The sequence below is a fragment of the Kribbella lupini genome (genome assembly GCF_039529595.1).
In the GTDB taxonomy this organism is placed as follows: Bacteria; Actinomycetota; Actinomycetes; order Propionibacteriales; family Kribbellaceae; genus Kribbella; species Kribbella lupini.
This window is the reverse complement of the sequence record NZ_BAAANC010000006.1, coordinates 46,666-59,911: the sequence shown is the minus strand read 5'-3', so window position 1 is coordinate 59,911 and position 13,246 is coordinate 46,666. Positions and strand designations below refer to the sequence as shown.

14 protein-coding genes are annotated in these 13,246 nt (G+C 70.0%); 4 read left to right on the top strand and 10 right to left on the bottom strand.

Translation table 11 applies throughout. The features are described from left to right. Positions 1 to 14 precede the first annotated feature (14 nt). From ABD235_RS38760 to ABD235_RS38745, 4 genes are read right to left on the bottom strand one after another with little or no spacing between them, the layout of a single operon-like run. Positions 15 to 1,190: an ROK family protein gene (locus ABD235_RS38760; RefSeq protein ID WP_344183518.1), complete on the bottom strand. Its 1,176-nt coding sequence runs from the start codon at positions 1,188 to 1,190 to the stop codon at positions 15 to 17. After that, positions 1,171 to 2,037: a carbohydrate ABC transporter permease gene (locus ABD235_RS38755; RefSeq protein WP_344183516.1), complete on the bottom strand. Its 867-nt coding sequence runs from the start codon at positions 2,035 to 2,037 to the stop codon at positions 1,171 to 1,173. Before ABD235_RS38755 ends, ABD235_RS38760 begins: the two co-directional genes overlap by 20 nt. Further along, on the bottom strand, positions 2,034 to 3,023 hold the full coding sequence (locus ABD235_RS38750) for a carbohydrate ABC transporter permease (protein ID WP_344183514.1): 990 nt from the start codon (positions 3,021 to 3,023) through the stop codon (positions 2,034 to 2,036). Before ABD235_RS38750 ends, ABD235_RS38755 begins: the two co-directional genes overlap by 4 nt. Positions 3,024 to 3,030: 7 nt before the next feature. Beyond that, complete coding sequence (locus tag ABD235_RS38745) at positions 3,031 to 4,422, bottom strand: ABC transporter substrate-binding protein (protein WP_344183512.1); 1,392 nt, start codon at positions 4,420 to 4,422, stop codon at positions 3,031 to 3,033. A 116-nt stretch (positions 4,423 to 4,538) separates the two neighbouring features. Here ABD235_RS38745 and ABD235_RS38740 point away from each other — a divergent pair, with 116 nt between their 5' ends. Genes ABD235_RS38740 through ABD235_RS38730 form a run of 3 tightly spaced genes read left to right on the top strand, consistent with a single transcriptional unit; the run spans position 4,539 to position 7,602 of the window. Further along, a complete protein-coding gene (locus tag ABD235_RS38740; RefSeq protein ID WP_344183510.1) occupies positions 4,539 to 5,558 on the top strand; it encodes a zinc-binding dehydrogenase in 1,020 nt (339 codons plus the stop codon). Continuing rightward, complete coding sequence (locus ABD235_RS38735) at positions 5,558 to 6,352, top strand: sugar phosphate isomerase/epimerase family protein (protein WP_344183508.1); 795 nt, start codon at positions 5,558 to 5,560, stop codon at positions 6,350 to 6,352. Before ABD235_RS38740 ends, ABD235_RS38735 begins: the two co-directional genes overlap by 1 nt. After that, a complete protein-coding gene (locus ABD235_RS38730; RefSeq protein WP_344183506.1) occupies positions 6,349 to 7,602 on the top strand; it encodes an MGH1-like glycoside hydrolase domain-containing protein in 1,254 nt (417 codons plus the stop codon). Before ABD235_RS38735 ends, ABD235_RS38730 begins: the two co-directional genes overlap by 4 nt. On the opposite strand, the gene ABD235_RS38725 is transcribed toward ABD235_RS38730, so the two are convergent. The 3 genes from ABD235_RS38725 to ABD235_RS38715 form a co-directional block, all read right to left on the bottom strand. Further along, entirely contained in the window at positions 7,589 to 7,879 is a 291-nt protein-coding gene (locus ABD235_RS38725; protein ID WP_344183504.1) for a hypothetical protein, read from the bottom strand. The two genes, ABD235_RS38730 and ABD235_RS38725, sit on opposite strands and share 14 nt — an antisense overlap. Further along, the gene (gene cimA / locus ABD235_RS38720; protein ID WP_344183501.1) at positions 7,876 to 9,465 is read right to left on the bottom strand and encodes a citramalate synthase; all 1,590 of its coding nucleotides are present in this window, start codon (positions 9,463 to 9,465) and stop codon (positions 7,876 to 7,878) included. Before cimA ends, ABD235_RS38725 begins: the two co-directional genes overlap by 4 nt. A 232-nt stretch (positions 9,466 to 9,697) precedes the next feature. Next, the gene (locus tag ABD235_RS38715) at positions 9,698 to 10,096 is read right to left on the bottom strand and encodes a hypothetical protein (RefSeq protein WP_344183499.1); all 399 of its coding nucleotides are present in this window, start codon (positions 10,094 to 10,096) and stop codon (positions 9,698 to 9,700) included. A gap of 65 nt (positions 10,097 to 10,161) precedes the next feature. Between ABD235_RS38715 and ABD235_RS38710 the strand changes: the two genes are divergently transcribed. Next, entirely contained in the window at positions 10,162 to 10,758 is a 597-nt protein-coding gene (locus ABD235_RS38710; protein ID WP_344183496.1) for a nitroreductase family protein, read from the top strand. 58 nt (positions 10,759 to 10,816) lie between these two features. Here the strand turns inward: ABD235_RS38710 and ABD235_RS38705 are convergent, their stop codons facing one another. The 3 genes from ABD235_RS38705 to ABD235_RS38695 all read right to left on the bottom strand — a co-directional run bounded on the left by ABD235_RS38705 (position 10,817) and on the right by ABD235_RS38695 (position 13,212). Next, complete coding sequence (locus ABD235_RS38705) at positions 10,817 to 11,908, bottom strand: branched-chain amino acid aminotransferase (RefSeq protein ID WP_344183494.1); 1,092 nt, start codon at positions 11,906 to 11,908, stop codon at positions 10,817 to 10,819. Positions 11,909 to 11,998: 90 nt separating this feature from the next. Next, a complete protein-coding gene (locus ABD235_RS38700; RefSeq protein ID WP_344183492.1) occupies positions 11,999 to 13,051 on the bottom strand; it encodes a 3-isopropylmalate dehydrogenase in 1,053 nt (350 codons plus the stop codon). Beyond that, entirely contained in the window at positions 13,048 to 13,212 is a 165-nt protein-coding gene (locus ABD235_RS38695; protein WP_344183491.1) for a hypothetical protein, read from the bottom strand. The genes ABD235_RS38700 and ABD235_RS38695 overlap by 4 nt, the downstream gene beginning before the upstream one ends. Positions 13,213 to 13,246: the final 34 nt, after the last annotated feature.

Genomic DNA, 13,246 nt, shown 5'->3' with positions numbered 1-13,246 from the left:
AGTGCAACGGGAAATCAGGAAGCCGACAACCGGGCGTCGATCGCCGCCGGCGAGTACACCTCGTTGACCACCAGCCGCGCCATCCCGTCCAGCGCGGCATGATCCGCCAGCTGCCCGGTCGCCACCGTCAGATGCCGGGTCGCCCGCGGCAACGTCGACTGGTACAGCACCTCATGCACCCCGGCCACGAAGTCGGTGTGCGCCAGGTCCCCAGCGATCATCAGCACCCCGGGATTGATCACGCTCACCACCGTCGCCAGCACCTCGCCCACCCGCCGCCCGGCCTCCCGAGCGAGCCGCAACGCGTCCGGCTGCCCCGACTGCAGCAACGCCCGTACGTCGGCGCCGGACCGCGCCGTGACCCCGAGCTCGGTCAGCGCCGACGCGAGCGCGCCACCACTGGCCACGGCCGCCAGGCACCCGAGGGACCCGCACTGGCACTTCGCGTCACCCGCGTCCCGGACGCGGATGTGCCCGATGTCCCCGGCGCCACCGTCGATCCCGCGGAACACGCTGTCCCCGATCACGACTCCCGCGCCGATTCCGGTCGACACCTTCACGAGCACGAACGCCGGTGAGTCCGGGTACCCCGCCGACTGCTCGCCGAGCGCCATCGCGTTGGCGTCGTTGTCGACCAGCACCGGTACGTCGTACCGGCGGCGCAGGTGGTCGCGGATCGGGTACTCGTCCCAGCCCGGCATGATCGGCGGCCGGATCACCAGCCCGGTGTCGAACTCGACCGGCCCGGGCACGGACAGCCCGATCCCGGCCAGCTCGTCCACCGATCGCCCGGCCTCGGCGAGCAGCCGGTCGAACCAGTCCGACAAAGTGTCCAGCACGGCCTGCGGTCCGTCGGCGATGACCAGCTCCCCCGAGTGCTCAGCCAGTACGCCGCCCGCCAGGTCCATCACCGCCGACCGCGCATGCCGAGTGTCGAGATCAGCCGCCAGTACCACGGCGTGCTGCTCGTCGAACCGCAGCACAACGGGCGGCCGGCCGCCGGTCGAGGCGGTCGATCCCGCCTCGACCAGCCAGCCGTTGCCCAGCAGCGGCTCGAGCCGCTGGCCGAGCGTCGAGCGCGACAGCCCGGACAGCTCCTGCAGCTCCCCGCGGGTCCCGGCCTGGCCGGTCCGGACGAGGTGCAGCAGCCGTCCCGCGGACGTCGTCGCGTCAGCCCTTGTCTGCCCCACTCGTCAACCCTTCCGTCAGCAACCGTTCGGCGCCGTAGAACATCAGTACCACCGGCAGCGTCAGTACGACGGATCCTGCCATCAGCACGGTCTTCGGTACCTCCACGCCGTTCGCCAGCTGCTGCAGCCCCAGCGACACCGTCCAGTGGTCCGGCTCGGCCGCCAGGAACAGCAGCGCGAACAGGAACTCGTTCCACGCGATCATGAAAACGTACAGGGACGTCGCCATCACCGACGGCGCCGCCAGCGGCAGCACCACCTTGCGCAGGATCTGGAACCGCGACAGCCCGTCGATCGCGGCCGCCTCCTCGATGCTGACCGGCACGGTGCTGAAGTAGCTGCGCAGCATGTAGATCGCGACCGGCACGGTCTGCGCGATGTACACGATGATCAGCCCGATCAGGCTGCCCTGCAGACCGACCTTCGCGAACATCACGAACAGCGGCACGGCCAGCAGCGTCGCCGGGAACAGGTAGACGCCGAGGAACAGCGCGCTCACCTTGCGGTGCCCGGTGAAGCGCAGCCGGCTGACGGCGTACGCGCCCGGGATCGCGACCAGCAGCGTGAGCAGCATCGCGCCGATCGAGACGATCGCGGAGTTGCGCAGCATCAGCGGGAAGCCCTGGCCGCCGTTCTCGACCGAGGTCAGCACCGACCGGTAGGAGTCGAGGCTGAACTCCTTCGCCGACACCCAGATCCGGCCGGGGTCGAGCAGCAGCTCGTCGATCGGCTTCACCGACAGCAGCACCATGTAGTAGAAGGGGAACAGCGTGGCGACCACCAGCGCGGCGATCACCACCCACCGCATGATCCCGAAGAAGCGGATCTGGAAACCGTCGCGCGTCATGCCTGGTCCTCCTGCATCTTGCGGCCGAAGAACTTGAAGTACAGGCCCAGCAGCACGATCAGTACGACGGCCAGCACGACCGCCTGCGCCGAGGCCAGCCCGACGTCGAACCGCGCGGTCAGGAACCGGTACACCCGGACCGCGACCACGTCCGTGCCCGCACCACCACCGGTGAGCAGGTAGACGTCGTCGAACTTGTTGAACGTGAAGATGAACCGCAGCACCGACAGCAGCGCGATCACCGGCATCAGCTGCGGCAGCAGGATGAACCGGAACCGCTGCCACGGCGTGGTCCCGTCCATCACCGCCGCCTCCTCGAGCACCGGCGGCACGGCCTGCATCCGGGCGATCAGGAACAGGAACGCGAACGGGAAGTACCGCCAGGTCTCGAACGCGATCACCGTGAACAGCGCCATCGGGACCGGGACTCCGAGTACGTCGTACGAGCGCTGGGTCAGGAAGGCGATCGGCCGGTCCCAGCCGAGCCACTCGACACCCCAGTGGTTCACGACGCCGAGGTCGGGGCTGAGCAGCACCTGCCAGACGAACGCGACGGCGACCACCGGAGCGACGTACGGAAGCAGCATCGCGCCGCGGATCAGGGCCCGGCCGCGGAACGGCTTGCGCAGCGCGAGCGCGGCGATCAGACCGACCACGATCGAGCCGAGCGTTGAGCCGACCGTGTAGACCACGGTGGTCCACAGCGACGACCAGAAACCGGGCGAGCTGAAAACGCGTTCGAGGTTGCGCAGGGTCCAGTGGCCCCACAGCCCCTGGCTCTGGATGTCGACCAGGCGGACGTTCTGGAACGCCAGCATCACCGTCCACAGGATCGGCAGTACGACGACCACCAGGACGATCACGAGCGTCGGCGAGACCAGCGTCAGGCCGGCCCGGTTCTCCTCGCGGCGGCGGGCGTTCTTCTGCTTGCGGCGCTGCGGCGTCGGCGCCGATGCGGCCGCGGGCTTTTCGGTCACGGTTGTCATCTCTGCCTCACCCGAGCGAGTCCTGGATCGCGGCGACGTCGTCGGTCGCCTGGTGCGCGGCTTCGTCGGCATCGACCTGCCCACTGGCCAGCGCGCTGATGGCCTTCGGCACCGGAAGCTCGCCGAGCGTGGCGCCCACCAGCGCGCCCTGGCCCTCGGTGATGCCCCAGCGCTGCATCTTGCCGACGCCGTCGCGCAGTTCGTCGATCACCGGCGCCGGGTAGATCGCGGCCAGCGGCTTGCGGGTGTCGACGCCGATGTCGGCCTTGTCCCAGGCCTGGTCGAACTTGTCCGGGTCGGCCGCCGTACCGTGCCGGACCGGGAACTTGCCCTCGGCAGCCATCCCGAACCAGTCCTCGTAGCCCTGGTCGAGCATGTACCGGACGAGCTGCTCCGACGCGTCGGCCTTGGCCGTCTTCGTCACCGTCCAGCCGGTCACCTCGCCGAACTGCGCCGGCTCGGCGCCGTCCGGCCCTTGGACCGCGGTCACCACACCGGTGTTGCGGGCCAGCCAGCCCTTGTCCTTCGCGCACGGCTCGCAGCTCGGCAGCGCGTCCTCGCGCAGCCCGGCGAGCTCGTCGAGCAGGAACGACGACCAGACCACCATCGCCGACTTGCCCGCGAAGTACGCCGCGCGTGTGGAGTCGACGGTCTGTGTTCCGGCCGCGGAGTACTTGGTGGCCAGGTCACCGTAGAAGCGGAACGCCTCCCGGCACGGCGGACTGTCGAGCGTGATCTTGCCCTCGGCATCGACCAGCTGACAGCCGTTCGCCAGGGCGAAGTACTCGAAGCTCTGCTGGGTGAACGGGTCGGCCGGATCGGTGGCGATCGAGATGCCCTCGGTGCCGCCCTTGTTCAGCGTCTGCGCGGCCTTCTCGATCGCGTCGTACGACGTGGGCGCGGGCAGACCGCCCGCCGCGAACAGGTCCTTGCGGTAGTAGAGCAGCTGGGTCCAGCTGTCCGACGGTACGGCGAGCTGCTGGTCGCCGTTGCGGGTCAGGTCGAGCGCGCGCTGGTCGAAGGTCTTCGGGCCGAGCTCGTCGACCACCTTGCCCGCGGCGTCCGGGTTGAGCAGGCCGTTGCTGGACAGCTGCTGGATCGCGGCCAGCGGAACCGCGCCGATCACGTCGGGGAGCTTGCCGGCCGCGGCGGCCGACATCACCAGCTGGCTCAGCTGCGGCTCGTCGACCCCGACGAGCTTGACCTGGATGCCGGTCTCGGCGGTGAACTTCTCGAAGATCGCCCGGGTGGTCTCCAGCCGCCCGGACACGTTCTCCAGCGACCAGACGGTGATGCTGCGCTGGTCCCCGGCGCTGGAATCGTTGCCGCAGGAGCTGAGCACTCCGGCGGTCAGCAGGAGCGCGCTCGCGACGGAGAGCGCCCTGGTGAAGCGTGACATACATCCTCCTCAGGGGAGCTGACTTACGCATAACATCAGGACTATTGTGTTTTGACAAGACCTAAGTCTGGTGCTTGTCTCGTTCTTGGTCCTGGTGTTCGTCTCTGGAGGTTTCCGTGGCTCGCGTCGTGCAGTTCTCCGCTCCCCGGGTGGCCGAGGTGGTCGACTTCGACCCGCCACCGCTCCCGCCCGGTCACGTCCGGGTCCGTACGGCGTACTCCGGCATCTCGGCCGGCACCGAGCTCACGGCGTACCGGGGCACGAACCCGTACCTCACCCGCACCTGGGATCCCGAGGCCCGCATCTTCCGCGACGCGGAGGCGGGGGTCTCCTTCCCGGTCGTCGGCTGGGGCTACTCCGAGTCCGGCGAGATCACCGAGGTCGCCGCCGACGTCGACGGCCTGTCCGTCGGCGACCAGGTCTGGGGCATCTGGGGCCACCGCAGCGAAGCAGTCCTCCCCGCGGACAAGCTCGCCGGCCACCAGCTCCCCACCGGCGTCTCCCTCGCCGCCGCCTCCTTCACCCGGGTCGGCGCCATCGCCTACAACGCGATCCTCTCCGCCCGCATCACCCTCGGCGACGTGGTCGCCATCTACGGCCAGGGCGTCATCGGCCTCCTGGCCACCCGCCTCGCGACGCTGTCAGGCGCCCAAGTCCTCACCGTCGACGGAGTTGAAGCCCGCCGCGAGGAGTCGCTGAAGTACGGCGCCGTCGCCTCCTTCGCTCCCGGCACAGCCGCGGAGCAGATCCGCGAGTACGGCACCGCTGACACTGCCATCGAACTTTCCGGTGTGTACCCCGCGCTCCACGAGGCCATCCGGTCCGTCGGAGTCGGCGGGCGGGTGGTTGCCTCCGGCTTCTACCAAGGCGAAGGCAACGGTCTGCGGCTCGGTGAGGAGTTCCATCACAACCGCGTCGAGCTGATCAGCTCGCAGATCGGCGGAGTCCCGCCCGAGCTGGCCAACAGGTGGTCGGTGGACCGCCTGCAGCGCGGCTTCCTCGATCTGGTCGGCCGCGGCGCGGTCGACCCCGAACCCCTGATCACCCATCGCGTCCCGGTGGAAGACGCCGCCGACGCCTACGTCCTGCTCGACACGCGTCCCGGTGACGCCCTGCAAGTAGTACTGGAGTTCTGATGAAGATCGCATGCCAGGAGCAACTGTTGCCAGGGGCGACGTTGCAGGAGAAGTGGGAGTTCGCCACCGCCGCCGGGTACGACGGGATCGAGCTGCGCGGCAAGGGCGACCTGTCGTTCCGCGACCGCCTGCCCGAGCTGCAGAAGGCCAAGGCCGACGGCGTCGTGATGCCCACGGTCTGTGTCGACATGCTGCACTTCTTCGGCGCCTTCGACCCCGAGCAGCGCGCCGACGCGATCGTCCAGATGAAGGTCGAGCTGTCGGTGATCGCCGAGCTCGGCGGCCTCGGCGCGCAGACGCCGGCGTCGTACGGGATGTTCTCCCGCCGGCTCCCCCCGTTCGAGCCGCCGCGCGACGAGGCCGGTGACCGCGAGGTGCTGCTGGACGGCCTCCGCGAGCTCGGCGAGCACGCGGCCCGCGAGGGCGTCGAACTGTTCCTGGAACCGCTGAACCGGTACGAGGACCACATGGTCAACCGCCTCGACCAGGCCGCCGAGCTGATCCAGGCAGTCGGGCTGGACTCGGTCCGGATCGGCATCGACAGCTACCACATGAACATCGAGGAGACCGACCCCTCGGCCTCGATCGTTGCCCAGGCGCCGTACATCGGGCACGTCCAGCTCAGTGACTCGAACCGCTTCCAGCCCGGCGCCGGCCACCTCGACTGGGCCGCGTTCCTCGGCGCACTCGATGCGATCGGCTACGACCGCTACCTGGCCGTCGAGTGCCGCCTGACCGGCGACCCGATCGAGGCCGTCCGCTCGATCCCGGCGGTCGTCAGGCGGTACGTATGAGTTTGCGCCAAGCGGCGGAAAAGGTGCTGCTCGGCAACTGGACCGGCCACTCCACTGTCCCCTCCCGCTCGCTCTACCCGCACCAGTGGAGCTGGGACTCGGCCTTCATCGCCATCGGCCTGCGCCACCTCTCACCCCGCCGCGCGCAGGTCGAGCTGGAGTCGCTGCTCGGCTCCCAGTGGTCCGACGGCCGGATCCCGCACATCAGCTTCTCCCCCGCCGTCGCCCGCGACGCCTACTTCCCCGGCCCGGACTTCTGGCAGGCCACGACGACGGGCGGCGTCGAGACCTCCGGCATCATCCAGCCGCCGGTCCACGCGCTGGCCGCCTGGCTGACCCACCAGGCCGACGAGCAGGAGTCCGTACGCCGAGGCTTCCTGCCCCGCGTCTATCCCAAGCTCGTTGCCTGGCACACCTATCTGCGGACCCGCCGGGACCTCGGCGGCCGCGGACTGGTCGCGATCGTCCACCCCTGGGAGTCGGGCATGGACAACAGCCCGGCCTGGGACGCCGCGCTGGCCCGGGTCACTCCCGCGCCGCTCGACTCGTTCACCCGCCGGGACACCGACCACGCCAGCCCCGGCGACCGCCCGACCGATCTCGACTACGGCCGCTACGTCCAACTGGCCGCCACCTACCGCGACCACGCGTACGACGACGCGACGACACCCTTCCAGTTCGCCCTCGAAGACCCCGCGTTCAACGCCTTGCTGATCGCGTCCGAGCACGCGCTGGCGGACATCGCGGAGGCCCTTGATCTGGACCCCGCCCACCACCTGAAGGCAGCCGACGAGCTGACGGCGGCGCTGGGCGAGCTGTTCGCCGACGGCCTGTTCCACGCCCGCGACCTGCGCGGAACGCCTGTCACCGCCGGCACGATCTCGGGCCTGATCCCGCTGATCGTCCCCGGTCTCCCGCAAGCCGCCGAGCTGTTGACCACAGCCCGCGGAGACCGCTTCGGCCTCGGCCGCGTCCACCTCGTCCCGAGCTACGACCTGACCGGTCCCGCCTTCGAGCGCGGGCGCTACTGGCGCGGCCCGAGCTGGTTCAACACCGCCTGGCTGATCCATCGCGGGCTGACCACGCTGGGCGAGCAGCAGCACGCCGACCAGCTCCGTGACGACGTGCTGAAGCTTGCCGAGAGCACCGACTTCGCCGAGTACGTCGACCCGTACGACGGCTCGCCGCGCGGCGCCCAGACCTTCAGCTGGACGGCCGCGGTCGCGCTGGACCTGCTCAGCTGTACGTGACGTCCAGTACGCCGATCACCTTGTCGAGCCGGGCCGCGACCCGCCCGGCGTCGAACCCGTTGCCCTCGACAACGATGCGCAGCTCGCACCGCTCCAGGCACAGGGTGATCGTGCGGACGTCGTACGGGTTGAGCAGGACGGCGATCCGCGCGAGCAGCCCGCGCGTCTCGACGACCTGAGCGGTGAAGACGGTCATCGGGCGCTCGACCGGCACCTCGACGGCAGCCAGCGCGTGCCGCGGTACGTCGGCCGCCCGGCTCGGTGCGGTGACGCTCATCGCACAACCTCCTTGTGACGCAGCAGTCCGAAGGTCACTCCGTCGACGAGCGCCTCCCACGACGCCTCGACGATGTTGTGGCCGACGCCAACGGTCACCCAGGACCCCTCACCGTCGGCAGTCTGGATGAGAACTCTGATCACCGCGTCGGTCCCGTGCCCCTGGTCGAGGATCCGCACCTTGTAGTCGACCAGGTCGAACTTGTTCACCACCGGGTAGGCCCGCTCGATCGCCGCGCGCAGCGCGTGGTCCAGCGCGTTGACCGGCCCGTTGCCCTCACCGGTGACGACCTCCCGCTCACCGCCGGCCACCAGCTTCACCGTCGCCTCGGAGACGGCCTCGCCTTCGGCGCGCGACTCGGTGATCACCCGCCACGACTCGACGTCGAAGAAGCTCGCCCGCTCACCGGTGACCTCCTCGGTCAGCAGCAGCTCGAACGACGCGTCAGCCGACTCGAACGTGTACCCGCGGGCCTCCATCTCCTTGACCCGCTCGGTCACCCGCCCGACCAGTTCCTTGTCGTTGCCGAGGTCGAACCCGAGCTCGCGGCCCTTCAGCTCGACGCTCGCCCGCCCGGCCATCTCCGAGACCAGCATCCGCATGTCGTTGCCGACCAGCGCCGGATCGGTGTGCTGGTAGAGATCCGGGTCGACCTTGATCGCGCTGGCGTGCAGCCCGGCCTTGTGGGCGAAGGCCGACAGGCCGACGTACGGCTGCCGCGCGGACGGCGGGACGTTGGTCACCTCGGCGATCGCGTGCGCGATCCGGAACGACTCGGCCAGCTTGCCCGGCGGGAGCAGCTCCATCCCGCGCTTGAGCTCGAGGTTGGCGACCACGGCCAGCAGATCCGCGTTGCCGGTACGTTCGCCGTACCCGTTGATCGTGCCCTGCACGTGCGTCGCCCCGGCCTCCACGGCCGCGATCGAGTTCGCCACCGCGCAGCCGCCGTCGTTGTGGGCGTGGATGCCGAGCCGCGCCCCGGTCGTCTCCAGCACCTCCCGTACGACGTCCTGCAGCTCGCGCGGCAGCGAGCCGCCGTTGGTGTCGCACAGCGCGACCACGTCGGCGCCGGCCTCGGCCGCGACCCGAACCACCTCGAGTGCGTACGCCTTGTTGGCCCGGTAGCCGTCGAAGAAGTGCTCGGTGTCGAGGAAGACCCGCTGCCCGTGCTCCCGCAGGTGCCGCACAGTGTCGGCGACCATCCGCAGGTTCTCGTCGAGCGTCGTCCGCAGCGCCCGCTCGACGTGCGCGTCGTGGCTCTTGGCAACGAGCGTGACGACGTCCGCGCCGGAGTCGCGCAGCGCGGCGACCTGCGGGTCGTCGGCCGCGACCACACCCGGCTTGCAGGTGGCCCCGAACGCGGCGAACGTCGCGTGCCGCAGGTGCAGCTCGGTCCGCGCCCGCGCGAAGAACTCGGTGTCCTTCGGGACCGCGCCCGGCCAGCCACCCTCGATGAATCCGACGCCCAAGTCGTCCAGGTGCTGCGCGATGGCGATCTTGCCGGCCACGGACAGCGCCAGACCCTCCTGCTGCGCGCCGTCGCGCAGGGTGGTGTCGTAGACGTGGAAATCGTCGGATCTGCTCACGGGGTCACCTTCCGGTGGATGGGGGCATCAGGCAAACAAAAAACCTCCCGCAAGGTGCGAGAGGTCTGCGCGCTCAGGTACTGCTGCTGAGCGCGCCTAGCCAATAATGACCCGGAAGTTCTTCATGACATTTTTCAGTCTGCCACAGCCCGTGCCGGACCGGCTGAAATGTCTCGAAAAGCGAACATCCAGTACGCCGACCAGTACTACGGCGTGCGCCGCAGTCCAGTCCTCAGGCGGTGAGCGACCATTCGGGGGTGTCCCAAGCGGCGTAGAAGTCGTCACGCTCCAGCGCCCGCAGGCCCCAGTCGTCGCGGTCGAGTGCTTCGTCGGTCAGCCCGCCGCGCTCGTCCTCGATCCGCTGCCACCAGTACCGGGTGATCGTGCCGTCCTCGCTCACGTGCAGCTCCCGGACGACGACCCACTCCCGCTCGTGCCAGACGGCCTCGTACAGCCGGTCCGTTCCGTCCTCGTCGGCCCGCGCCCCGAACGTCCGCGCCGCCGTCCCGCGATCCAGGTCGCGGATCAGCTCGGCCGAGGCCCGGAAGGCCTGCCGGGTCTCCGCACCCCACTCCCGCTCCCGCGCAAGCTCCGCGTAGTACGCCTCGACGTCATCCGGAAAGCCGCTCATGGGCCAGACCCTACCGACACCACCTGAAAGCTTGCTGTGAATCCACCGGTGCGATGCTGGTCGCCGTGCCCGACCACTCCTCCGGCAACTCCGCCGAGACCCGCGCGCAGGACTCAGCCGACGACCGCCTCCACCCGTTGCTCCGGACCCGCTGGAGTCCGATGTCCTTCGACGCCGAGCACCGGTCCACCCGCCAGGAAACCGAGCTCCTGCTCGAGGCCGCCCGCTGGGCGCCGTCGGCGGGGAACTCGCAGCCGTGGGCGTTCATCGTCGGCTGCCGCGGCGACGACACCCACCAGCGACTCGTCAAGCACCTCGCCCGCAGCTCGTCGCGCTGGGCGCCGTCGGCCGGACTGCTGATCGCGAACCTGGCGCACCGCTACGTGGAGGACACCGACTGGGAGTACTCCGAGTTCTCGCAGTACGACCTCGGGCAGGCGGTCGCGCACATGACGATCCAGGCGCAGGCCCTCGGGCTGGCCGCGCGACAGTTCCGGGCGTTCGACCGGGACGGCCTGGCGGCCGAGTTCGCCGTACCGGACCACTGGGAGGTCACCACGATGACAGCCATCGGGAAGCCCGATGCCGCGCCGGCCGCGCCGGCCGTCGGGGACTCGTCCCGGGACCGCCGTCCCCTGCTTGACCTGCTCTGGCCCCACTGAACGCACAGCGCCCGGAGAACAGGAAGTCCTCCGGGCGCCAGGTGTCAGCAGCCACCGCTCAGCAGATGCGGGTCATCCAGCCGTGGGTGTCCGGGGTGCGGCCGTACTGGAGGTCGAGCAGCGCGCTGCGGACCGCCGCGGTGACCGGGCCACCGTTGCCGTCGGCGACCTGGACCTCGCCGCCGTTCCACTTCAGGGACGCGACCGGGGTGATCACCGCCGCCGTACCGCAGGCGAACACCTCGCGGATCCGGCCGGACGCCGCGCCGTCGCGCCACTCGTCGATCGAGATCTTCCGCTCGGTGACGGTGTGGCCGAGGTCGGTGACCAGCTTCAGGATCGAGTCCCGGGTGACGCCCTCGAGGATCGTGCCGGACAGCTCGGGGGTGACCACGGAGCCGTCGTCGAGCACGAAGTACAGGTTCATCCCGCCGAGCTCTTCGACCCACTTCTTCTCGACCGCGTCCAGGAACGCGACCTGGTCACAGCCCTGCTCGATCGCCTCGGCCTGGGCCAGCAGCGACGAGGCGTAGTTGCCACCGGTCTTGGCCGCGCCGGTCCCACCCGGGGCCGCGCGCGTGTACTCCTCGCTGAGCCAGATCCGGACCGGCTTGACGCCCTTGGCGAAGTACGAGCCGGCCGGCGACGCGATCACGCAGTACGTCACCTGCGCCGAGGGCCGGACGCCGAGGAACGGGTCCGACCCGAACATGAACGGCCGCAGGTACAGCGAGGTCTCGCCGCCACTGGGCACCCACGCCTTGTCCAGCTCGACCAGCTTGGTCAGCGAGTCGAGGAAGGCCGTCTCCGGCAGCTGCGGCAGCGCGAGCCGCTTGGCGGACCGGTTGAACCGGGCCGCGTTGGCGTCGGGCCGGAAGGTGTGGATCGAGTCGTCGGGGTGCCGGTAGGCCTTCATCCCCTCGAAGATGGTCTGGGCGTAGTGGAACACCGAGGTCGCCGGAGACAGCTCCAGCGGCCCGAAGGCGGTGATCCTCGCGTCGTGCCAGCCGTCCTCACGGTTCCACGTGGCGATCGCCATGTGGTCGGTGAAGTACTGCCCGAACCCTGGGTTCGCCAGGATCGAGGCGCGCTGGTCGTCGCTGGCCGGTTGGGTGTTGGGCTCAACGGTGAACTCTAGATCGGCGCTCATGAGCGCACCGTACCTCTCGGACAACTGGTCAGGCGAGCGCCGAAAAGCGCGCCTGACGCCGGTGTCCGGCAGTCGAGCGAAGCCATCTCATCACCCGGCCGCGCGCTTGGCGATCGCGTCACCGATCTCCGACGTGGTGCGCGTGCCGCCGGCCGTGCGCTCCTCGATGTCCGCGGTCACCGCGGCCTCGATCGCGGCCGCCGCCTCGGTCAGGCCGAGGTGGTCGCACAGCAGCGCCGCCGACAGGATCGCCGCGGTCGGGTCCGCCTTCTGCTGCCCGGCGATGTCCGGCGCGGAGCCGTGCACCGGCTCGAACATGCTCGGCGCGGTCCGGTCCGGGTTGATGTTGCCGCTCGCGGCCAGCCCGATGCCGCCGCTGATCGCCGCCGCCAGGTCGGTGAGGATGTCGCCGAACAGGTTGTCGGTGACGATCACGTCGAACCGCGCCGGGTCGGTGACCAGGAAGATGGTCGCCGCGTCCACGTGCAGGTAGTCGACCGCGATGTCGGGGAACTCGGTCGCGACCGCGTCGACGGTCCGCTTCCACAGGTGCCCGGCGTGCACGAGCACGTTGTTCTTGTGCACCAGCGTGAGCTTCTTGCGCGGTCGCGCCTGGGCCCGCGCGAACGCGTCCCGGACGACCCGCTCCACGCCGTACGCCGTGTTGACCGACACCTCGGTGGCGATCTCGGCCGGCGTCCCGACCCGCAGGGCGCCGCCGTTGCCGACGTACGGGCCCTCGGTGCCCTCGCGGACGACGACGAAGTCGACCTCGCCCGGGCTGGCCAGCGGGGAACCGACCGACGGGTAGATCTTCGACGGCCGCAGGTTCACGTAGTGGTCCAGGGCGAACCGCAGCTTGAGCAGCAGACCACGCTCGAGAACGCCGGACGGCACGGTCGGGTCGCCGACGGCGCCGAGCAGGATCGCGTCGTGCTTGCGGATCTCCGCGAGCTCGGCGTCCGGCAGCGTCTCGCCGGTCTCGTGCCAGCGCTTCGCGCCCAGGTCGTACTCGGTCCGCTCGAACGTCACGCCGTGGACCGCGCTGACCGCGTCGAGCACCTTGAGTGCCTCGGCCGTCACCTCGGGCCCGATCCCGTCGCCACCGACGACGGCCAGCGTGAAGTTCTTCTGAGTGCTCACTTCTTGGGTTCTCCCCCGTTGTCGCGGCGGTTCATGGCTTCTTGGACGGCCCGGGCCTCGGACGCGGTCTCGCTCGCCGCGCGGGCGGGCCGGCGGCGCCGGGCCGCCTTGCGCTCGGATGCGTCGATCGCCGGCCAGTTGGCTGGGTACATGTCGTACATGCTGCTCCTCCCGATCAGGGTCTCGCGGGCGGCA